The organism is Nocardia salmonicida NBRC 13393 (genome assembly GCF_001613085.1).
GTDB lineage: Bacteria > Actinomycetota > Actinomycetes > Mycobacteriales > Mycobacteriaceae > Nocardia > Nocardia salmonicida.
This window is the reverse complement of the sequence record NZ_BDBR01000004.1, coordinates 361,200-381,772: the sequence shown is the minus strand read 5'-3', so window position 1 is coordinate 381,772 and position 20,573 is coordinate 361,200. Positions and strand designations below refer to the sequence as shown.

Annotated in this window: 17 protein-coding genes and 1 pseudogene; 11 read left to right on the top strand and 7 right to left on the bottom strand. The window is 66.2% G+C overall.

The window, feature by feature from the left end:
• Positions 1-406: 406 nt before the first annotated feature.
• A complete protein-coding gene (locus NS1_RS05705; RefSeq protein WP_062982281.1) occupies positions 407-790 on the top strand; it encodes a hypothetical protein in 384 nt (127 codons plus the stop codon).
• Positions 791-796: 6 nt separating this feature from the next.
• Here NS1_RS05705 and NS1_RS05700 read toward each other — a convergent pair whose 3' ends face one another.
• Genes NS1_RS05700 through eccD form a run of 4 tightly spaced genes read right to left on the bottom strand, consistent with a single transcriptional unit; the run spans position 797 to position 8,841 of the window.
• Positions 797-1,936, bottom strand: coding sequence for a hypothetical protein (locus NS1_RS05700; protein ID WP_157125108.1), 1,140 nt, complete (start codon positions 1,934-1,936; stop codon positions 797-799).
• Positions 1,937-1,967: 31 nt separating this feature from the next.
• On the bottom strand, positions 1,968-6,005 hold the full coding sequence (gene eccCa, locus NS1_RS05695; RefSeq protein ID WP_062982277.1) for a type VII secretion protein EccCa: 4,038 nt from the start codon (positions 6,003-6,005) through the stop codon (positions 1,968-1,970).
• Between the two features lie 9 nt (positions 6,006-6,014).
• On the bottom strand, positions 6,015-7,394 hold the full coding sequence (gene mycP, locus NS1_RS05690) for a type VII secretion-associated serine protease mycosin (protein ID WP_062982275.1): 1,380 nt from the start codon (positions 7,392-7,394) through the stop codon (positions 6,015-6,017).
• Positions 7,387-8,841, bottom strand: coding sequence for a type VII secretion integral membrane protein EccD (gene eccD, locus NS1_RS05685; protein ID WP_063816077.1), 1,455 nt, complete (start codon positions 8,839-8,841; stop codon positions 7,387-7,389). Before eccD ends, mycP begins: the two co-directional genes overlap by 8 nt.
• A 228-nt stretch (positions 8,842-9,069) precedes the next feature.
• Between eccD and eccA the strand changes: the two genes are divergently transcribed.
• From eccA to NS1_RS05670, 3 genes are all read left to right on the top strand, one after another.
• Entirely contained in the window at positions 9,070-10,893 is a 1,824-nt protein-coding gene (gene eccA / locus NS1_RS05680) for a type VII secretion AAA-ATPase EccA (protein WP_062982272.1), read from the top strand.
• Between the two features lie 535 nt (positions 10,894-11,428).
• The gene (locus tag NS1_RS05675; protein ID WP_084503518.1) at positions 11,429-12,550 is read left to right on the top strand and encodes a lipase family protein; all 1,122 of its coding nucleotides are present in this window, start codon (positions 11,429-11,431) and stop codon (positions 12,548-12,550) included.
• 8 nt (positions 12,551-12,558) lie between these two features.
• Positions 12,559-12,867 (top strand): putative serine hydrolase, encoded by a 309-nt coding sequence (locus NS1_RS05670; RefSeq protein ID WP_062982270.1) that lies wholly within the window; start codon positions 12,559-12,561, stop codon positions 12,865-12,867.
• Positions 12,868-13,247: 380 nt separating this feature from the next.
• Here NS1_RS05670 and NS1_RS05665 read toward each other — a convergent pair whose 3' ends face one another.
• Positions 13,248-13,889: a TetR/AcrR family transcriptional regulator gene (locus NS1_RS05665; protein WP_062982268.1), complete on the bottom strand. Its 642-nt coding sequence runs from the start codon at positions 13,887-13,889 to the stop codon at positions 13,248-13,250.
• Positions 13,890-13,976: 87 nt separating this feature from the next.
• Here NS1_RS05665 and NS1_RS05660 point away from each other — a divergent pair, with 87 nt between their 5' ends.
• Positions 13,977-14,636, top strand: a complete 660-nt coding sequence (locus tag NS1_RS05660; protein ID WP_062982266.1) for a class I SAM-dependent methyltransferase — start codon at positions 13,977-13,979, stop codon at positions 14,634-14,636.
• A gap of 431 nt (positions 14,637-15,067) precedes the next feature.
• Here NS1_RS05660 and NS1_RS05650 read toward each other — a convergent pair whose 3' ends face one another.
• Positions 15,068-15,778, bottom strand: coding sequence for a histidine phosphatase family protein (locus NS1_RS05650; RefSeq protein WP_255284434.1), 711 nt, complete (start codon positions 15,776-15,778; stop codon positions 15,068-15,070).
• A 455-nt stretch (positions 15,779-16,233) separates the two neighbouring features.
• Here NS1_RS05650 and NS1_RS41525 point away from each other — a divergent pair.
• Both NS1_RS41525 and NS1_RS41300 read left to right on the top strand, forming a co-directional pair.
• Positions 16,234-17,065, top strand: a pseudogene (locus NS1_RS41525) (DDE-type integrase/transposase/recombinase); the annotation flags it as partial.
• 18 nt (positions 17,066-17,083) lie between these two features.
• The gene (locus NS1_RS41300) at positions 17,084-17,494 is read left to right on the top strand and encodes a TetR/AcrR family transcriptional regulator (RefSeq protein ID WP_218019900.1); all 411 of its coding nucleotides are present in this window, start codon (positions 17,084-17,086) and stop codon (positions 17,492-17,494) included.
• On the opposite strand, the gene NS1_RS41295 is transcribed toward NS1_RS41300, so the two are convergent.
• A complete protein-coding gene (locus NS1_RS41295; RefSeq protein ID WP_218019899.1) occupies positions 17,425-17,628 on the bottom strand; it encodes a hypothetical protein in 204 nt (67 codons plus the stop codon). The two genes, NS1_RS41300 and NS1_RS41295, sit on opposite strands and share 70 nt — an antisense overlap.
• Before the next feature lie 379 nt (positions 17,629-18,007).
• Here NS1_RS41295 and NS1_RS05625 point away from each other — a divergent pair, with 379 nt between their 5' ends.
• From NS1_RS05625 to NS1_RS05615, 4 genes are all read left to right on the top strand, one after another.
• Entirely contained in the window at positions 18,008-18,472 is a 465-nt protein-coding gene (locus NS1_RS05625; protein ID WP_062982256.1) for a hypothetical protein, read from the top strand.
• Positions 18,469-18,786, top strand: coding sequence for a transcriptional regulator (locus tag NS1_RS05620; RefSeq protein ID WP_062982254.1), 318 nt, complete (start codon positions 18,469-18,471; stop codon positions 18,784-18,786). The genes NS1_RS05625 and NS1_RS05620 overlap by 4 nt, the downstream gene beginning before the upstream one ends.
• 290 nt (positions 18,787-19,076) lie before the next feature.
• Positions 19,077-19,223: a hypothetical protein gene (locus tag NS1_RS39870; protein WP_157125106.1), complete on the top strand. Its 147-nt coding sequence runs from the start codon at positions 19,077-19,079 to the stop codon at positions 19,221-19,223.
• 248 nt (positions 19,224-19,471) lie between these two features.
• A complete protein-coding gene (locus NS1_RS05615) occupies positions 19,472-20,083 on the top strand; it encodes a ricin-type beta-trefoil lectin domain protein (RefSeq protein ID WP_062982252.1) in 612 nt (203 codons plus the stop codon).
• Positions 20,084-20,573: the final 490 nt, after the last annotated feature.

Below are 20,573 nucleotides of genomic sequence, written 5' to 3'. Positions count from 1 at the left end.
CCACGCGCACCCGGCGACCCGAGACTGCCTGGCGACCCACGACTGCCCGGCGACCCGCGCAAGCCGGGTGACCCCAGGTTCGCAGGTGACCCGCGCGAGCCGCACGACCGGAGGCTGCCAGGTGACCCGCGGCTGCTGGGTGACCCGCGGCTGCCGGGTGACCCGCGGCTGCCGGGCGATCCGCGGCTGCCGGGCGATCCTGCGTGACCCGGTGATCCTGAGGTCGGGACATCTGACTGCGCATCCCGTTATGAGATGAAGCGAAATATGTTCTGAAACAACAGAATTAGCATATCGAGACGCGAGTTAACGGAATGTTTCCGTGGTGGCGGCTCGGGTGTTCGAACCTGGCCGACCGTGCCGACCACAATCGACTCCGCACACACCGTGACGGAGGGGGAAACCGATGGCGCAGCGCATCATTGTCGACTCGACAAGCGAATTGCACGCGGCGGCGACGGCCATGGATGAGGTGGCGGCGGCGGTTGGCGACGCGGTGAATACCCTGATTCGCACCCTGTCCGTGGCGGGGGATCCGTTCGCGGTCAACGACAGTGGCGCTACGGCGCCCGAGGTGGTGAGTGGGTCGTCGGACAACCCGCCATGGGGCACCGACTCCTACGGTAAGTCCTTCGCCACGGGCGCCAACGGCTATGTGGGGATGCGAACGAATCTGCTGCAGGGCGGCCTCGATGTAGCGCGCACCCTCGCCGAGTTCGCCCACGGCATGCACCGCGCGGCAGGGGGCCTCGAGGCGACCGAGGAAGACTCGCGCGCCGGCTTCCGCTGAGCGCGCTCACATGCTGATCGGTCCCGCCATCGACAACTCGGCGAACGCGCCCGCGACATCGTGCCCGGGGTCGGCGAAGCACCTCTCGACCAGCTCGCGAGTCACCGTGCCCGCTTCGGCCGCCGCGATCACGTCGAGCATCGCGGCGCGCGGCGGCTGCGCCGCATCGGGATAGGCGACCGCGCACATCACCTCGGCGACATCGGCGACCGTCCACACCCCTGGTACGGCCGCGCTCACCGCGGCCGCACCGGGCGACTGCCCGCGATACCAGCTCCCGCCCTCCCACCAGTAGCAGAACGAGAGCAGTCCCGTACTCGCGCGCGGATTGAGGACCTGATCGGTCACCCACGCGGGCGCACCCGCGTAGAGATCGGGATAGGACGTGCCATCGTTGTAGGCGGCATCGAGCTCAGGCGCGTTCCACACCCCGCCCGAGAGGACCGCCCGTCGACCGGGCAGCACGTGCAACGTCGACCCGCTGCGACCGGCCCCTTCGAAGACCCCGAGCGCAGGCAGGATTCGCGGCCCGTACTCCGACCCGACTGCCACGAACGCGGCCGCGATAGTGGCCCACCGCGCGAAGAACACCCCGAGCGGCGGGAACTCGTCCGGCACCGAGACAGCTGGCCGCTCAGCAGCATCAGCGGCGGCCCGCGCACTGCGTAGCTGCCACGTGTTGTGGAATACATAGGCCGACAACCACACCGGCACGCGCGAGCGTGGATAGGTGTGCAGGTCGAACAGATACGCCTCGGGGGTGAACAGGTGCTCGGGCGGAAACGGCTCATCACCGTGGTCATAGTCGACCTCGTACCCGCCGGCGGCGTCGGCCGTCACCGCGACCCGCCACCATGGCCCCCGCTCCTCGCCGACAGATCGCTCCCGCAACCCCCGCGCCGCCTCCAGCATCGCCGCCGAAGCGTCGATACTGGTGTGCCTTTCCTCGGAGTCGAAGTAGCTCACCGACCCCACCGCGGCGACAACAGTGATCGCGAAAGACGCCGTAAACCGTTGCCAGCCAACGGGACCCGGCTCACCGATCGCCTCGATCAATCCGAGGGCGGGATCGGTCGGCGCGATCGCCGACGTCAGCGCGAACCCGATGTCGGGCGACTCGGCCCCCTGCTCCGCGAACTCAACCATCGACATGTGCCCCTCTCGCGCTCAACGCCGGTCACACCGGCGGCAATTGACAGACCTGCACGAGCTCGCGCCCGTGGGTGCGCGAGACCAGAAGTCCACGCCCAGGCGGATGTTGGGCCGGTCGCACGTCACCGAGAATCACGCCCTCGTCCTTGGGTGTGCTCATCAGGAAGCCGTCGACGGACATGTCCTTCAACGGGCCGAGCACCGGATCGTAGAGCGCGCGCGAGGCACCACCGGCCCGGCGGGCGATGATCAGGTGGAGGCCGATGTCGCGAGCCTGGGGGAGGAGGTCGACCAGGGGCAGCAGCGGGTTGTTCGACGCGATCATGTCGTAGTCATCGACGATCACATACACCTCGGGCCCCGTCCACCAACTGCGATCGCGCAATTGCGCGGGCGTGATGTCGGTACCCGGCATGCGCTGGGAGACGAACCCGGCGACTTCCTTCATGGTCGGCACCGAGGTCTGCGCCGAGGTCGAGTACCCGGCCAGGTGCGGGCCCTCGATCGCCCCGAGCATGGTCCTGCGGTAGTCGACCAGGATCACCCGCGCCTCGTCGGGCTGCGAGTTGGCAACGATGCCCTGCGCGATATTGCGCAGCAGGGTCGTCTTCCCGCAGCCGATATCGCCGAAGACCAGCAGATGCGGCTGTTGCTCGAAGTCGAGCACCACCGGGGTCAGTTCGGACTCGCCGAGCCCGATCACGATCCGCCGATGGTCCAGGCCGATGCCGTGTGCCTCGACCTCGGCGAGGACCTGCCCACGGTCGAGCTCGAGGGGCAGCTGCCGCACCGCCGGCGCGCGTCGATCGCCGTAGAACTCGGTCAACTCGCGTTTGGCGGTCGCGACGCCCTCGGACAGGCTCGCCGGATCGACCACACTGTCGAGGCGGGGCAAGGCGATGAGCATGTGCAACTTGTCCTTGGTCAGGCCCCGGCCCGGCCGGTTCATCGGCACCCCGACCGCGGCCCTGCGGTCCATGTCCGAATCCGACGGATCACCTAGGCGCAGTTCGATTCTGGTGCCGATCTGGTCCTTGACCCCGGGCCGGATCTCGGCCCACCGGTTCGCGCCGAGCATGAGGTGAATTCCGTAGGAGAGTCCGCGCGCGGCGAGCGCGAGGACTTGCGACTCGAGCATGTCGAAGTCCTCGCGGAACGCGGCCCAGCCGTCGATGACAAGGAACACGTCACCGAAGAGGTCGGCGGAGAGGGGATGGGCCTGACGTTCCTCGGCGGGCGATTCGGCCAATTGTGCGGCGAGTCTACGGAAGTCACGCATGTTCTCGATGCCGAGGTCTAGGAAGCGACGTTCGCGCTGGCGCAGCAGCGTCGAGAGTTCGGCGACGGTGCGTCGCACCCGGTCGCCCTCCAACCGACCCGCCGCCGACCCGACCTGCGGCAGTCCGGCCAGTGCCGACAGAGTGCCGCCACCGAAGTCGAGGCAATAGAACTGCACCTGTTCAGGCGTGTGCGTCGCCGCGGCGGCCATGATGATGGTGCGCAAAGTGGTCGACTTGCCCGACTGCGGTCCGCCGACCACCGCGACGTTGCCCTGCGCGCCTGCCAGGTCGATGGTCAGCACATCGCGTTTCTGCTCATAGGGCTTGTCGACGATGCCGATGGGTAGCCACAGATTCCCATGGCGATTGCCCTGGTCACGCCAATCCTGTTCGGGCAGCATCATGTCCACGCTCGGCGAGATGTCGAGCGGTGGCAACCACACCTCGTGCGCGGGTCGGCCGTGCCCGGTCAGCCGTTCGACGACGACCTGCAGCAGTGAGCGTTCCTGCTGCGGCGCGGTGGCCGTCTCCGCACCGAGCAATTCGGAAAGATCGGGCAGCTCGACGGGCACTGGGTCGCGGGAGACCGCACGGGCCTGCGCCGGTGCGGCGGTGAACAGGCCGACCTCGCCGGCGGCCGTCGTCGCGCCTCTGCGGCTTCCGTCGCCGGCCATCGGTGGCACATAGGTGCCCGACACGTATGTCGCGTTGAACCGCAACGGATCTGACGCGTCGCTCTTGAGGTAGCCGGCACCTGGTTGACCGGGCAGGTGGTAGGCGTCGGTGATGCCGAGCACCTGCCGTGACTCGCCGGCCGAGAAGGTCCGCAGGCCGATCCGATAGGACAGGTGCGAGTCGAGCCCACGCAGCCGGTTCTCCTCCAGCCGCTGCGAAGCGAGCAGCAGATGCACCCGCAGCGACCGGCCCAGGCGCCCGATCATCACGAACAGTTCGGCGAAATCAGGTTTTTGCGAGAGCAATTCGGAGAATTCGTCGACGATGATGAACAGCGCGGGCAGTGGGTCGAGCGGAGCGCCGTTGGTCCGGGCCTTCTCGTACTCGGTCACGTTCGCGAAATTGCCCGCCGCCCTGAGCAATTCCTGGCGACGATTCAGCTCACCGGCCAACGCGTCGCGCATGCGGTCGACCATGGAGAGTTCTTCCTCGAGGTTGGTGATCACCGCCGAGACGTGGGGGAGCGGGTCGAGGCCGAGGAAGGTCGCGCCGCCCTTGAAGTCGACGAGAACGAGATTGAGCAGGTCGGGCGAATGGGTCGTCACCATCGAAAGCACCAGTGTGCGGAGGAATTCCGACTTGCCGGAACCGGTCGCGCCGATGCAGAGCCCGTGCGGGCCCATGCCGTTCTCGGCCGACTCCTTGATATCGATATCGACCGGCGTGCCATCCAGGGTGACCCCGATCGGCACTCGCAACCGCTCGCGCGCCGAGCGCGGTCGCCACGCCGCGTCCGGTTCGATCGTCGCCGCGTCGGCGACGCCGAGCAACATCATCAAGCCGGGGTCCCCGCTGGTCTCCTCGCCGAGGTTGACGATCTGTGCCGTCGTGGCGATCCGGTAGCGTGCCATCGTCCGCCCGAAAGTCGCCGCCACCTCGTGCGATACCCGGTCCGGCCCGGCGAAGTTCTCCACCGAGCCGCCGGTGCGCGCGCCGATCCGCTCAGCGCCGACCACCAACTGCAGGCCGCGCCGCACCGCGAGCCCGGTTTGCGGGGCGGTCAGGTCGAGCACGGTCACCGAGTCGAGTCCGGCGTCGCTGATAGTGCGTTCCGAACTGCTCACGTAGCCGTCGTCGATCACCACGACCACATGCAATCGGCCGGGTGTCGGCGCGGCGTTGCGCAGGAATCGGCCACGCTCGAGCAACTCCTCCGACAGTGCCGTCTCCAGCTCGGAAAGCGACTGGTACAGCATCCGACTCGTGCCATGGCCGTCGGTATCACGTGGATGTTGCAGATGTGGAAGCCATTTCGTCCACCGCCACGCCTCGCCATCGGGTTCGGCCGTGGCGATCGCGAAGATCATCGAGTCGGGTCCGTGGAAAGTGGCGAGCTCCATCAGGATCGAGCGAACGAGCGCTCTGCCATGTTCGCGGTCGCCTTCGATGTTGATCGCCGGGAACGCGCGCAGGGAGATCGCCGTCGGCAAGTCGTGCACGACCGAGTGGGTACGGACGAACCGTCGCAGCGCCACCGTCGCGACCGGCTCGAGATCCTCGAGCGGGCCGGTCTCCGGCCTGGCCAGTTTGGTCGCGACGCGGTGGCTGCCGACACCGACCCGGACGTGTCCGAAGTCGGGATCGGTCGGTCTGCGCTCCCACATGCGCCGGGTTCCGACAAGGGCGCCCAGGTCGGCCGGATGCGGGTGACTCCACATCAGCGCCTCGCGCTGCGCGACCCCGGTGCCGCGCACATCGCGGCGCAGTTGGTCGAGGTAGCGGAAGTAGTCCTTGCGCTCCTCGTTGAGCTCGGCCGCCTTCTTGCCGCCGCCGCCGGTACGCCCCGCGAACATGCCGACCATCGACATCAGCATCATCATCGGGAACATCATGGTGAGCGGGTTGGTGAGCATCGCCTTGCCGCTCATCGTGAACATCAACCCCATCATGCCCACCATGGCGACCACCATCACCAGCGGCAGAAGCCGCTGCCACAGGGGTGCTGGGATCGGCGCGGTGATCTCCGGCGGTGCGTTGAGCACCACCTCACCGCCCGGCGGTCGCGGCGGGGCGATGCGGGCGAGTCGAATGAAACCTTGTGTACTCATCGCTGTTCCTTAGTCGTCGCCTGGCAGCACCAGCGGCGCGCGCTGTCTGCGCCGGAAGGGAATCGAGAATGTGAGCACGAGCGCGAGGACCGTCAGGCACGCGGTCGCGCCGCCGATGCTGATCCGGCGCGGCCACGGACTCGCCGGGACGGTCGGGGTCGGGCCCGCTATTGCCTTGGCCGACAAGGGGTTTGCGTTTACGGCCGGTAGCGCGGCGGTGAGCGCGGCGACCGGGTCGATCATGCCGGCGCCAGTGCGCGCGTCATGGCCGTTGCCTGGCGCGTGCGCGGTCGCGACAATGCGTTCCATCACCTGTCCCGCGCTCAGCCAGGGAAAACGCGCACGCACCAACGCGGCGAGCCCGGCGACGTAGGCGCTGGAGAAACTGGTGCCCGAGACCGGCGCGATCCGACCGTCGGCTTGAGGTGTGCCGTTGACCAGGCCGGTACCCCCCGGTGTCGGATCGAGCGACATCAAGTTGCTGCCCGGCGCGGCGACCGAGATCCACGGCCCGTACAGGGTGAACGGTGATGGCGACCCGTCGAGCTCGACCGAACCGACCGACAACACATACGGCGCGAACCACGCGGGTGTCGCGATCGTGCGTACCGAGTTCCAGCCCGCCGTCCCGTTCTGTTCCTTGCACGCCCCCTGTGATTGCAGATTGCCCGCCGCCGCGACAACAACGACATTGTGGTCGTAGGCGTATTTCAACGCCGCGCCGAGCGCACCGTCGACCGGACTCGTCCCGGCCGATTGACACGACACCTCGGAGATATTGATCACCGTCGCACCGGAACCGACCGCGTGCACGACCGCGTTGGCGAGGGTGGTAACCGTCCCGTACCCACCGGCTGACATGCCACCTGGCTGGTCGTTGGCGGCATAGCTGTTCTTGCCCTGATAGGCGAGGCTGGTCTGGCGTATCGCGAGCACGGTCGCGGCCGGTGCTACGCCGACGAACCCGTCGCCCCCGTCGGGCGCGGGGTGCGCGGCGATGATCCCGGCGACCAGGGTGCCGTGGCCGTCGCAGTCGGCCGTTCCGTCGGAATCGGCGACGTAGTCGCCTGCGGCGTCGACCCGCAGGCGCGGATGTCGGTTGACCCCGGTGTCGATCACCGCGATGACCTGTCCTTCACCACGACTGAACGCGTGCGCGTCAGCGAGCCCGAGCGCCTTCTGCGCCGGTGGCACACCGACCGGCTGATGCCCGGTCCAGTTCGGCTGCGAACACAGCAGTCGCTGCTGGGCCGGCTCGGGCGGCGCGACGGGAGCGCTGGGGATCAACGCGCCCGGGTCGACAACGGGAGGTTCGATCGCCGCCGCCTCGCCCGCCTGGATCGTCGTCAGCGCCACCGCGACAACGATCGCCCTGAGCGCGTTACCCATTGCGGGCCATCGCGTAGATATCGATGATCCAGAAGACGAGCGGCCCGATCAGGCAGATCATCAAGTACTCCAACAACTCAGCGGCCCGCTGCACCACCGGGGAAATCTCCAGATTGGGTCCGGCCACTCCGATGAGCATCGCCAAGGCGGCGACAACGAGCAGCGCGCCTGCCATGAGCAGCGCTGAGTCTTGCAGACCGATACCGAAAAGCACGGTGGGAACGATCAGCGCGACACACCCGCCGAGCACCATGACCGCAGCCTGCGTCAGATCCGAGAACGCCCGCCCGCGCCTGGCGAGCACGATCCCGACCGCGACTGCCAAAAGCCCTGTCTGCCAAAGATGTTCGGTCGCCGAGGCGACAACCATGATCGTCGAGAACACCGTCGCGACGACAATGCCGACCACCATCCCGGTCTGATAGTCATTGGCGAGTCGCGACCGCTCGCCGAGTCCCGCGGCCGACGGAATCGCCGTCGCGCCGATCGCGCCGATGCCCTCGATGGTCGGTCGCGGTTCGTGATCGCGCGGATCGATCACCCCACCGGCGGTCGGCACCGGCGGCACCGGCAACCGCGCCGCCGCCACCGCTATGCGGGGCACGAGGGTGATCCCGAGCAGCGCGAAGAAGATAACGCCCGCAGCCACTTTCGCCGGTGCTACCGACCACACCGTCGAAACACCGGTCGCCGCGGTACCGAACGACGCGAAGGTGATGACCGAGGTGAACATGGTCGGCCGCACCGCGAGCAGCCGCATCGTGATCACCGACAGCAGCACGACCGCGGCGCAGCCGAGCAGCACATGCGCCGCTCCGAGCGGGCCGGGGACAAGCGCGACGGCCCCCGTCCCCGCGAGCGCGAGCCCGCAGAAGGCGAGCACAGTCGCGGGCAGGGTCGCCGCGTAGAAGCGCGCGACAAGGCCGGCGCCGACCAGGGTCAGCAATCCCACGCTCAGCCCGCTCACACCCGCGACGACGCCGAGCCCGTCCCCGGCGGCGACAAGCAGGAGCAGGCACGCACCGAGCACCGCCCCGATCGTGCCGGCGAGCCCGACCCGACCGGCCGTCGCGGCGGTCCAGCTGGCGAAGGCGTTGTCGGTCAGGCGGGCGACCGCGTCGATGACATCGTCGAAAAGTGCCGGCGCCTCGACCGAATCGACCGCACGCAGCACGAGCAGGTCGCCGTCGAACACCTCGGCCTCGGTCAGCGTGCGGACCGGGTCGATCGCGGTGTGACCGAGCCGCGACAGCGTCCAGTGCTGCGCGGCGAGCGGTCCGTCTTCCTCGTTCTCCGACAGGTCGGGATTGCGCGAGGCAACCAGATCGACAACGTCGGGAATGAAATTGGCGATCGGGACCGTCGCGGGCAGCACCACATCGACCTGGGTGTTTCCGCCGATGATCGAGACCCGGCACAGTTGCGGCTCGATCGCCGTTGACTCCATCACGTGACGACTCCCGAATTCCCTGGTTACGACGTTCGGACCGTAGCAACGCACAGCTGGCGCGGCAGGTCGCGACGGAGGTGTTCGTCTCGTCGTAACCGTCGACCAGAGCGCGACATGCGGTTTCGCAAAAGTGTCGGCCGCGGCACGTGAACTGCCGATGAACCCGGGGTGGTTGAGATCAGCGTGCAGGTGCCACCGGCCCGTACTCGGGCTAGGTTCGCGGGCATGTCAGCGATTCGGCAAGCACAACAGATCTTCGACGCGGGCGTCCTCTCGCTCGGTCTGCCGGTCGACGGGCAGCAGGCTGCCAAGAACCTCGACTACGCCAAGGTCGCCTTCCGGCGGGCGACCGAACTCGACCCCGACATGTGCGACGCCTGGCTCGGCCGGGTAGCGGCCGGCGAAATGACCCAGGAAACCCTGCGCCACCTGCACCGCACCTCGACCACCTCCCTCCTGCGCGAGCAGCGTCGTCTCGGCCTCCCGCCGCGCCAACTCGCCGGTCGGTTCCACATCGGCCAGTTCATCGACTACCCGGTGGCCGGCCTCACCGAAATCTGGCTCGCGCAAGCGATGCGGCTCATCGACGACAAGGAGTTCGACGAGGCCGAGGAACTGCTCATCGAACTGGACAAGCGCCGCGCCGCGCTTGCCGATGATCCCGACCGCGTCGTCGACGACCGGGTCTGCGCCTACGCGCGCGGCGTCCTGTACTTCACCGCCCAACTGTGGCCCGATGTGATGGCCGTGCTCGCCGGCTCGGCCGAATGGCAAGACCAGTACATGGCCGCCGGCGCGCACGTCATGGTCGGCACCGCCTGCGCGCACCTCGGCCTGTTCGGTGAGGCGACGCGCCGCCTCGAACTGGCCGAACGCGGCCCGATCCCGTCCGCCCGTACCGCCGCGATGTACTGCCGGGGGCTGGCGCTGCGCGAACAGGGCAATGAGGACGAGGCGCGCGCCCTGTTCGAGACGGTGTACACCCAGGTCCCCGGCTTCGCCGCGAACGCCCAGGCCATGGCCGACCCCAAGTTCCGCATCCTGGTCACCAACCGCGAGCAGATCGAGGCGCGAACCAACCGCTGGGACCCCGCATCGGCGCCCTCGCTCGAGGAAGCAGCCGAAGAGGAACAGCACCACAGAGCCGAGACGATCCTCGCCTCCGCCCGCGCTGAATTGACCGCGCAAATCGGTCTCGCCGCGGTGAAAGTGCAGGTTGCCAAGCTGCAATCGTCGGCGACCATGGCCAAGATCCGCGCCGACAAGGGCCTCAACAGCATGCCGCGCGGCCAGCACCTGGCCTTCACCGGTCCACCGGGCACCGGCAAGACGACCATCGCCCGCGTCGTCGCCAAGATCTACTGCGGCCTCGGCCTTCTCAAAACCGACAAGGTCGTCGAAGCCAAACGTGCCGACTTCGTCGGTCAGCACCTCGGCTCGACCGCTATCAAAGCCAACGCGCTCATCGACTCGGCGATGGACGGCGTCTTGTTCGTCGACGAGGCATACACCCTGATCCAAAGCGGTCTCTCCGGCGGTGACGCGTTCGGTCGCGAAGCTGTCGACACATTGCTGGCCCGCATGGAAAACGACCGCGACCGCCTGGTGGTGATCATCGCGGGCTACGACGGCGAGATCGACCGGTTCCTCGCCAGCAACGACGGTCTGGCTTCCCGCTTCGCCAAACGCGTCAAATTCGACTCCTACTCACCTGACGAGCTCTGCGAAATCGGCCGCTTCATCGCCAACAAACGCGACTCGACCACCTCCGACGACGCCATCGACCTCCTACGCGCCGCGTGCACCGACCTCTACACCGCCGAGGACACCGATCAAAGCGGCCTGCCCCGCCGCGGCATCGACCTCGCGGGCAACGGCCGCTTCATCCGCAACATCATCGAAGCGGCCGAGGAAGAACGCGAATACCGCCTAGCCATGAACGAGTCCCTCGACCCGTACGCCCTGGACGAGGCGACCCTCATGCGCATCGAAGCCGAAGACATGCGCAAAGCCCTGGAAACAGTCCTCGCTACCCTCACCCCCTGCTAACCGTCCTTACAGACCCCGCACGGGCTGCGGCCACCGCCAATTCCAGGCGGTCGAAGCTGGCGAGCAGAACGATTCGTACGTGGATGCCGGCATCCTTGCTTCTACATCGATGAGCTTGCGCCAGAATCCTGGGATCGGTTGGACAACTGGCGGGCACACTGTTCTGCCCTGTCCGGGTTGACGCCGATCGCGAGATACCGCTGGCGCGACCACACCTCGAATGTGCGGACGAGGCAGCGGCGGAAATCGGGGCCATCCTCGCTGAACGGTCCAAATTCGCTGGGGAGACACGAATTCGGGGCCCTGCAGGACTGTCCAGTCTATGCGAGACGGGTTCCGTACTGGAGAGTAGCCGTGTTACTGGGCCGTGGTCGCGTGGCTGTGATGAGCGCCATCTATGACCTCTATCGCGACCCACGACACTCGGCGATGGTGCCGAACCGAATTCACGGAGAGTATCTGAATGCATAGGAAGCATGGGTTGCGCTAGAAGGCGAATGCGCTGCCCGGTTCGGTTCGGGTGGTAGCCGCGGCGATGGCCACAGCATGTGTCGCCGCTGTCGGCGTAGCGCGGGAGGTATCGGTTTACCGCAAGCGGCCGCTGCTCCGGTGGGCGGGAACGATCGTCAAGACCGAGCCGATGAGCATTCTGGCGACATTGCCGACCGAGGCGGGTTGGCCTGTGAGTGCCAGGCGTGTCATGTACACGACGCAGTATCAGGACGGCTCTCCCGCCGCGGTCACCGGAACCTACATCGAGCCGCAGGGACCATGGCAGGGCGCGGGGGAGCGCCCCACGGTCGTCATCGGGCCCGGTACCGCGGGCCAAGGCGACCAGTGCGCCATGTCGGTCGCCTTCTCCACCGGCCTCACCCTGACCGCCGACCCCTCAGTGTCGTTGTCGGCCAACCAGGAACTGCCGTCCTCAGCTGTCTGGAGTGCACTGGGAGCTCGCGTCCTGGTCGCCGACTACATCGGTCTCGGCACTCCCGGCATCCATACCTTCATCAGCCGGATCGAAGGAGGGCACGCCATCCTCGACGGCGCTCGCGCCGCCAACGCTCTCGGCGGAGTGGGGCCGGAAACACCGCTCGCCCTCTGGGGCTATTCCCAGGGCGGTGGCGCCACCGCGGGCGCCGCGGAACTGCACCACAGCTACGCACCTGAGCTCGATCTCAAGGGCACCTGGGCGGGCGGATCCACCGCCGATCTCGCCGCGATCCTCGCCCGCATCGACGGTGCCCTCATCGGCGGCGCCATCGGATTCGCCATCAACGGACTGCTCGCCCGCTACCCGGAGTTGAACGCGGCTGTCGACCGGGTGACCAGCCCGGCCGGGCGGGCCATGCTCGAAACCCTCAACAATGAGTGCGTCGGCGACATCATCGTCAAACACCCGTTCCTCAAAACCAGCTCACTCACCGATGACGGCCGTCCACTGATCGAGCATCTGCGCGACATGCCCGAGGCCGCTCCTGCCCTCGCCGGGGCCACCGTCACCTTCCGCACCAACGACCTGCCGCCGATCTTTTCCGGTGCGACCATTCCCCACCACTTCGGACCCGAATTGATCGACGGATTCGGTCCGGACAACGCGATCACCTACCTGCTCGATCGCTTGGCCGATAAGCCGATCACCGGCTGCACGTTCGATTGAATTATTAGGTGGGGTTTGTCGATCCGCATGGCGGGTGGTTGAGCTCGACGTTTCCCTGCATCAAAGCCGTCGCGGAAGATCATGGACCCTTTGCTGGCATCGCCGGCTTCTGTGAGGGTGCCGCGATCGGATCGGCAGCCCTTCATCGCCAAGCCCCGGGGCATAACTCGGTGCTTGGCGCCTCCAGCAGCGCGGGGTGGGCGAAGGAACTGTCTTTCTTCAGGTGTCCGAGGGTCGACCCGAGGGTGCTTTTGCCGGTGACCGGCGCCAAGAAGGCCTCGGCCGCGCTGATCGACTCCTTGATCGAATTCGGGTAGTCCGGCAGATCACGATCGGGTAGAAGTCGCTGAAACTCTTGCCGCCCCGGTTCAGCCTCGGATCGAGGAAGTACCCGTAGGTGAAATTCCACAGTTGAGTGCGAATCGGGTTCCCCGCAGACCGATATCGAAGTTGTTCGGTGGCGCCGCAGGTGGGTGGCGTGGACCTATTGCGACGGCGAACTCTGTCGATGCCTCCATAGCCGCGCGCCGCGCGGGTGTAGAAAGCGCGACTATTCGGTGATGTTTCCCCAGGTTGCCGGGATCAAGCCTGGCGTCGGTGAGGTCCTGGCGGGCATCTTGTCGACTGTGACTGCGACGTGGTTGCCCTGCGGTTGTCTGCACGCCACGTAGCTGCCACCTGACCCCTGTGGCGTTTGTCAGTCCTCGTGGTGTCGATCTGGGTCGAGTAGCGCGCGCAAGGTCATCTGCGCGATGTGAGTTTCGAGTCGGTTCCTGTCGGGCATGACACTGCTGCGAAAGCGGTGGCCCGCCATGAACGACAGCAACATCCATGCCGCTGCGGCCGGGTCCAGGTCGGCGCGTAGTTCGCCGGATCGCTGTCCACGCACGACGATCTCGGCGACAACATCGGCCAACCTGCCCAGATGCTGGCGGACAGCGTCTTCGACGGCCGGTTCGGCGGTCAACGTCATCGCGTCGGCGAAGACGACACCGAGCGAACCCGGAGCGTGGAGTTCGTCGATGTGTTCGGGACTGAGCAGCTGCGTGAACAGTGTTGCGCTCGAGCCGCACTCGTCGGCAAAACCACGCATCATCGTGCACATCTGATCAGAAGTGTGCGCTACCACCGCGGCATAGAGGCCGGTCTTGGAACCGAAGTTCTGAAACAGCACGGGTTCGGTTACGCCGACCCGCGACGCGATGTGCGCCATGGTGCTGCGCTGAAATCCCGACTCGGCGAAGACGGCCGTCGCGGCATCGATGATCGACGCTCGCCGGTCGGCGGCGCGCAGCCTGGTGCGTGGTCGGCCGGCGGGATCCGATGAGGTTCGAACCATGCCGGTATCTTATCTGCCCTTGCCAGATAACTTAGTCGCGACTAAGTTACTGTCTATCTTAGTCGTTCCTAAGTTAGGAGTAGGGCCATGGGCCTCGGGCAGCTCTTGCATCACAACTCGGAACCCGGCACGGCCGGGCTCACCATGGACCACGGCGGCGGCTACGAAGTTTTCGCCGCACTGCTGTTCGGCGGGCGCCGCGGCCGTGTCTATCGCCGCCTTGTCGAGCTCAGTGGCACGCGGGCCGGTGATCGGGTTCTCGATGTCGGTTGTGGAACCGGCTATTTGACAAGGCAGCTCGCCGAAATCGCTGAGGTCGGTTCGGTCGTAGGCGTGGATCCGTCAACGCGGGTGATCGCTCGTGCCGCCCGACTGAACAAGAATCCGAACTGCAGCTACGTCGTAGGCGTCGCAGAATCACTGGGCGCAGAAGGCGATTCGTTCGATGTGGTAGCGAGTTGTCTGATGTTGCACCACCTTCCCGAGAATCTGCGTTCGACAGCGCTGGGCGAGATGCTGCGGGTGTTGAGGCCGGGCGGGCGGCTGCTGATCGGGGAGTTCCGGCCGCCCGAGAACGCGATGGGACTTCACCTGATCGGCGCGCTGGTCAGTCCACTCATGCAGCACAATCCCATCGACTTACTCGAGCCGATGGTTGCCGATGCAGGATTCGAGCAGGTCCGTTCCGGCGATCTGCACCCATGGATTCGGTATGTCAGCGCCGTCAAGCCGGTATCGGCCCGGTGAGGGCTGTGCATGCGACCGGACCACTGCGCCACGCGCTCCTCCCGCTGATTGTCGTCGGCCTCGCGCTACACCTATGGTTGGGAAGCATGGCGGGGCTGGTGGTTGCGGGCATCGGATTGCTCGCGCACCTGGCTGTGGCGGCGACGGGGAGGCGATGGATGCGGCGGCAGAAGGCCTTGGATAGTGCCTCGCCACCGACTTTGTGACCGAGCTGTCCGCTGCTTCGGAGCCGCCCGACATTCAGCGTTCTGAGGGGACAGTGCATGTAGGGGGCACCACTGCTCGACCGGGAGATGCCCCTGCCTGTTCCTCGTGGGCATGGTGAAAGCAACGAGCCCCAGCCACGTCCTGATAGGGACCCTGAGATGGGACACAACCGCGCCCCGGTGCCATCGATTGTGTCGGTGACATCCGGGGCGCGGAAGGGTGAATCAGCCCAGGTCCGGGTGGCCGATCCACTCGACGATCGTCCAGCCCTTCTGAGGGCTGCCCTCGAGGACGACGCGGCCGCCGTTGCGCATCGGATCGGTGCCGAGTTTGCTCGTGTCGGCGTTGTCGGCGTTCATCATCGACCAGAACATGATGGTGCCGCCGTGCGAGAAGATCACCGGGTTTGCGCAGCCGCGGCGCTGCACATCGAGCAGTGCCTGATCGACGCGGCCGTCGAACTCGTTGCCGTCGATGGAGCCTGGGATTTGTGCGTTCAGGTCGCCGGAGAGCCACTTGATCGGCGCCTGGAGGTACCCGGTCATCGCCTGGGCCTCCGGGGTGCCCTCGTACTGGCCTGCCTCGATCTCCCGGAAACCGGGCTGAATGTTGAGGTTCAGGTCCTGCTCGGCGACGGTCGGAGCCGCCGTTTGCTCGGTACGCACCATGTTGGACGCGAAGGCGCAGTCGTAATCCTTGTCGGACAGCTGGATGGCCAGATTGTCTGCCTGTGTCCGGCCGCGTGAGGTCAGGTCGGGTCCGGGCACCTTGGTGTCGATCAGGCCGGAGGTGTTACCGAGGGACTCGGCATGGCGCACCAGGGTGATGACCATGTCGCCGCTGCTGCCGGAGCTGCTGCCAGAGCTTCCGAAGTCGATATCGGCGGACGCGCCGCCGGTGGTAGCGGTTGCGGCCGCGACCGCGGCCGCCATCATCGCAATGGACAATCGAAGAGATCGGATTTGCATGGGTAAGAATGCCTTTCATCGTGGCGACCGCCAATTCAGGTATGTCGAAGAACCGGAATTTGGGGTGTCGCGTCTCACAGAAGCAGCTATTCGCCCGAATCAAATACGGGGTATCCCGTTCATCGGGATCTTTCGCGCACTGGACCGCGCGCAGGCGAAACCACCGGTGGCGGAGGTGCGAGTGGTGTGTCTACTCACGCGACCCGCTCACCCGGCCGTTTCGATGCGGCCGATCCCGTCAGGCGACCTGGGAAGTTCACGTCGTCCCGCTCGGGCGGATCATGGCTGAACTGGCTGCTGGGTGGCCGCGACGAGTCTGTCCGGCGGCATGGCACACAGAGACCCCAGGGAACGGGACTGCTGCACGAGGAGGTGGCATCTGATCTGTGGTGCCGACAGACACTGCTGGAAGGATGTATGTCGTGCCCAAGCCCTACCCCGAAGAGTTCCGCGACGACGTCGTGCGCGTGGCCCGCAACCGAGAACCCAGCCAATAACTGAAACAGATCGCCGCCGACTTCGGGATCAGCGAGTCGTGCCTGGCCGGTTGGCTCGAGGCTGACGACGTCGAGGACGGCACCAAACCCCGCACCACCGCGACCGAGAACGCCGAACTCGTCCAAGCCCGCAAACGGATCAAGCTTCTCGAACAGGAAAACGAAGTCCTGCGCCGATCCTTTCACCAATGCTGAACTCGAGCACGCGTATCGGGCCAACGCCTTGTTCGACGCGCACCGCGACGATCCCGAGTTCGGGTACCGATTCCTGGCAGACGAGGCCGCCGACGTGGGCCAGTCGATGGCCTCGCGAACCGCGTGGCGGATCTGCTCGACAAACAAGTGGTGAAGCGCCGACTTACCAAACATGTTGTGGATCAAAGACATTACCGAGCACCACGCCGTCGAAGGGAAACTTTATCTTTGCGCGGTCAAGGATGTGTTCCCGAATCGGATCGTGGGCTACTCGATCGGCTCGAGGATGAAGCTCGCCTCGCTGTTGATGCTCTGGGCTCAGTAGTGGCCCGACGACGCACGGCCGGCGACCAGATCGCTGGTTGCACTGTTCACAGCGACCGCGGGTCATAATTCCTGTCTCGAAAAGGCTTCTGTGCCTTGATAATTCACGCGTTGGTCGGATCGATGGGCAGGGTCGGCGCGTGTGGCGACAATGCAGCGATGGACTCGTTTTTCGCGTTGCTGCAAAGAACCCTGGATCGAGCGGACCTACCACCGGCGCCTACGCCAGACCGGGTTGTGCCCCGGAGCGGGTGGAGTGCGAGCTGCCGGTTTCCGGCGGGTGCCGACACGGGTCGGTGGGTGGGTCGAAAAACGTTTCACCGCGGCTGCGGTCGCTCGCGCCGATGCCGACGGGCTGGAAGCCGTGTCGATGAACAAGGTCGCCGCCGAATTCGGGGTCTCCGGGACGGCCCTCTACCGCCACATCCCCGGCAAGACAGCGCTCATCGAATTGATGGTCGAAGCCGTCCTCATCGTGGAGCCCGAGTTACCCGACTCCGAGGCGGGTTGGCGTGCACAACTACTGGTCTGGTCACGCCAACTGCTCGCGATCTACCGAGAGCATCCGTGGCTGCTCGCTGCCACCGCCATGCGCCGTCAGCTCCTGGGTCCGTATCGACTCCACTGGATGGACGCGGCACTGGCGGCGCTGGAATCGACCGTCTGAAGGCTGTCGAGCGCCACCAGATCTTCCTGCTCATCGCCGGACACGCGCGCAACCTCGCCCAACAACACATCGACTTCGACGCCGACCACGCGCAGGAGTGGCAGCGGCTCACCGTCGAACTCGTCGACCGCCATGTCGAACACTTTCCCGCACTGGCGAAAACACTCACCGGCACCACGACGCCGATCGACCCACTCACCTTCGGCCTGGACCGCATCTTCGACGGAGTCCAAACCCTCACGACCACGCCGACGCGGCCGGTCTCTGAGGACTGCGCGGTATGTGGCTGGTCCGGCGTGTTCGAGGCTGCGTGGGCTGGAGGTCGGGTAGTCAAACGGAGCGTTCGCCCCGACGGCCACCGTCACCAATCGGATGGGCATAACCATTGGCTTGCTGTCCGTGGTCTCTGCGGAACGGCAGAGCGGAGGTCACCTTGGTCTCGACTCGCGAGGTCTTGACTTTCCTTGTAGGAAAGTGGGACCCTGACTTTCCAGGGAGGAAAGGGAGTTGGCCATGGAAAATGTTGCTCCGGACCAGGCGCGCGCCGCGCTGGAGGCGGTCGAACGGGCGCGCAGCCGAGTGGCCGAGGAGGTCGGGCTGCCACGCGCGTACTGGTGGGCGATGGCCGCCGGATGGGTCATGCTGGGCGCGATCGGTGACCTCGGGCCGGCATGGCTGATCATCGCCGCGACTGTGAGCTTCGGTGCCGGGCATGCGTTCGTCGCCTCGCGGTTGCTCAGCGGGCGTCGTCGCACTGATCAGGTGCACGTCAGCGCAGCCGTGGCCGGGCGCCGCACCCCGCTCGTGGTCGTGGGCATGCTGTTCGCGCTTGTCGCCCTCACCATCGCTGTGGCGATGGTCCTGGACTCCGACGGTGACCGCAATCCCGGAATCTGGGCGGCTGTGCTGGTGGCGGCGATCATCGGCTTCGGCGGTCCGGACATCCTTCGTGTCCTGCGGCATCGGTTCGGCGCGTGACGCAAGCCCGCTTCGACGAACTCATCCACCCCAGCACCCGGCTCTCGCTGGTCGCGACGCTCGCAGCTGCCGATTGGGCGGAGTTCGTCTTCCTCAAAGATCGCCTGGGACTGTCGGATTCGGCCCTGTCCAAGCAACTCGCGACCCTGGAGGCGGCCGGCTACGTCACCACCGAACGTCGTCTGGACGGCAGTCGCCACAAGGTCCGCGCTCACCTGACCGAGCGTGGGCGGCACGCCTTCGCCGGGCACGTCGCCGCCCTCCAGGAAATCGTCGCCGCCGCGCCATCGGTGAGCCAGCCGACACCGTCCTGATTCGAAAACCCTCGGCAAGAACGAGTTTCGCCGACTACTTCGTATCGCACTACCGAACAGGAGCTCGACATGGGAATTTTCCGCAAAACCAAGCGTGACCCTGAGCAGCAGTCGGCCGCTGAGCAGCCTCGGCCCGACCCGGACGTCAAGCGCCGTCGGCGGCGTCGCCTACTGGGTGGTGCGTATACCGGCGGCGGCAGCGGAAGCTGACGACCACGCCACCCTCGATCGGCCTACCCCGAGCTGCCGGACAAGCCGCGAAGCTGGAAGCGGCAGGCGCGGCCGCGAGCATGGACCTCGACGACCTTCGCGACGTACGCGTCCATGCTGGCCGCATCCTCACAGGCAAGGCGTTCAAGGTCGGGCACCCCGTATACGGACCCGATGTGGTCGAAGTCTGGAAGGAGTTCGCCCGCATGCTGGACTTCGACCTCTGATCGCACTCCCGCCGAGCCGTGCCGCCGGATTCAGGTCGCTTCTCGCCGGCCCCGTCGTGCGGGTGGACGCTGTGCCGCCGCTTTCGACTCGATTGCTCTGTGGCTGATGAGCCTGCATTGGGGCGCGCAGTAGCTCTGCGTGATCGGCCGCGCTCAGCTACCTGTGAGCGATAACATCGGCGACGGACCGCATATGGTGTTGCGGCGCAACAGATGTCGATCTTCCCGTACGCCGAGGAGGCGCTGTCATGACTTCCCTGCATGGACTTCCCGAGGGAGAGTTCCGGATCATCAACGAGGAAACGGGCCTGGCTCTGACCTCAGTAAAAGGGTCGGGCGTGCGTGCACTCGGCCGTGAGGACTCACCCAACCAGCTCTGGTTCGTCGACCTCAGCGGCGCCGACACCTCCAGCGGAGTGAGTAAGCATCTGGTCTGCAAAGCCGAGGACAGCACCCTGGGCTACCTGGCCTTGACCGGCGTCGGTCCTGACAATGTCACTGCACGCGACTACGAGCCCTTCGAGCAAGCCGCGTCCGAAGCCAACGCGCGAGGCGAAGAGTACAACCCGGATTTCCCGGTTTGGATGATGACCACATTGGGCCTGATCGGCAACAGTTCGAATTCGGCGCCGGTGTGGGAGACCGAAGACGGATTCCTGTTCACGCAAGGCTCACAGCAGTACCAGGAATTGCCCGCTGATCCCGATGCTCCCGACGGGGAGGTCCCGTCACCCGATGGCCCGTTCGGAGATGTGCTCAGCTTCCTGCCCGCTAATGGGAGCGAGGGGGAGGCCTTGGCCTTCACCTATCGTGGCCGGGCGCAGGCGCACCAGCGCTGGCGGTTCGAGGCCGTGGAGTAGACCCGCAGCAGCCAGGTTCACGACGGATCGCATGACCTCCAGTAGCTTCACCGCTGCTGGGGGTTTCGCATGCGATCAGTCCGATGCCCACGTGACCATCCCGCGTCGTACAGCACGCCCAATTCGTCATGAGCGGACGTTCGATCGGATGGTCGGCGAGGTTGTGCAGGAGTCCGGTAGTGCAAACCGCCGACCGCTCACCTGACCCGCCGTGTCGATCCGGTGCGGCGCGGGCATCTTCTCCGATATAGCCAACAGGTGCGGGCGGCTGGATACCGTTGGGGCGCTGTGTTTTCCGTATCGGGTTTCAACACGCGTCAGGGGTTCGACATGGATGAGTGGGGTTCAACGCGCGAGCAAAGGCAGGCGCGTTTGCAGGCACTGGTGGATGGCTCTGCCCAGCAAGGACGTAGGGCAGCAACAGCACCACAGAATCTACTGATGGGGGTGGGACTGCGTGCGGTCGCACGCCGCGAGCAGGGGCTCGAAC

What these genes read in the sequence shown, in the direction of transcription:
- eccD (WP_063816077.1), bottom strand. Translation starts at nt 8,841, where the DNA reads ATGGAGTCAACGGCGATCGAGCCGCAACTGTGCCGGGTCTCGATCATC.
- NS1_RS05615 (WP_062982252.1), top strand. Translation starts at nt 19,472, where the DNA reads ATGACTTCCCTGCATGGACTTCCCGAGGGAGAGTTCCGGATCATCAAC.
- NS1_RS41295 (WP_218019899.1), bottom strand. Translation starts at nt 17,628, where the DNA reads ATGGCGGTCGACGAGTTCGACGGTGAGCCGCTGCCACTCCTGCGCGTG.
- NS1_RS39870 (WP_157125106.1), top strand. Translation starts at nt 19,077, where the DNA reads ATGGACCTCGACGACCTTCGCGACGTACGCGTCCATGCTGGCCGCATC.
- NS1_RS05625 (WP_062982256.1), top strand. Translation starts at nt 18,008, where the DNA reads ATGGAAAATGTTGCTCCGGACCAGGCGCGCGCCGCGCTGGAGGCGGTC.
- NS1_RS05660 (WP_062982266.1), top strand. Translation starts at nt 13,977, where the DNA reads ATGGGCCTCGGGCAGCTCTTGCATCACAACTCGGAACCCGGCACGGCC.
- NS1_RS05700 (WP_157125108.1), bottom strand. Translation starts at nt 1,936, where the DNA reads ATGGTTGAGTTCGCGGAGCAGGGGGCCGAGTCGCCCGACATCGGGTTC.
- NS1_RS05650 (WP_255284434.1), bottom strand. Translation starts at nt 15,778, where the DNA reads ATGATGGCGGCCGCGGTCGCGGCCGCAACCGCTACCACCGGCGGCGCG.
- NS1_RS05665 (WP_062982268.1), bottom strand. Translation starts at nt 13,889, where the DNA reads ATGGTTCGAACCTCATCGGATCCCGCCGGCCGACCACGCACCAGGCTG.
- NS1_RS05705 (WP_062982281.1), top strand. Translation starts at nt 407, where the DNA reads ATGGCGCAGCGCATCATTGTCGACTCGACAAGCGAATTGCACGCGGCG.
- eccCa (WP_062982277.1), bottom strand. Translation starts at nt 6,005, where the DNA reads ATGAGTACACAAGGTTTCATTCGACTCGCCCGCATCGCCCCGCCGCGA.
- eccA (WP_062982272.1), top strand. Translation starts at nt 9,070, where the DNA reads ATGTCAGCGATTCGGCAAGCACAACAGATCTTCGACGCGGGCGTCCTC.
- NS1_RS05675 (WP_084503518.1), top strand. Translation starts at nt 11,429, where the DNA reads ATGGCCACAGCATGTGTCGCCGCTGTCGGCGTAGCGCGGGAGGTATCG.
- mycP (WP_062982275.1), bottom strand. Translation starts at nt 7,394, where the DNA reads ATGGGTAACGCGCTCAGGGCGATCGTTGTCGCGGTGGCGCTGACGACG.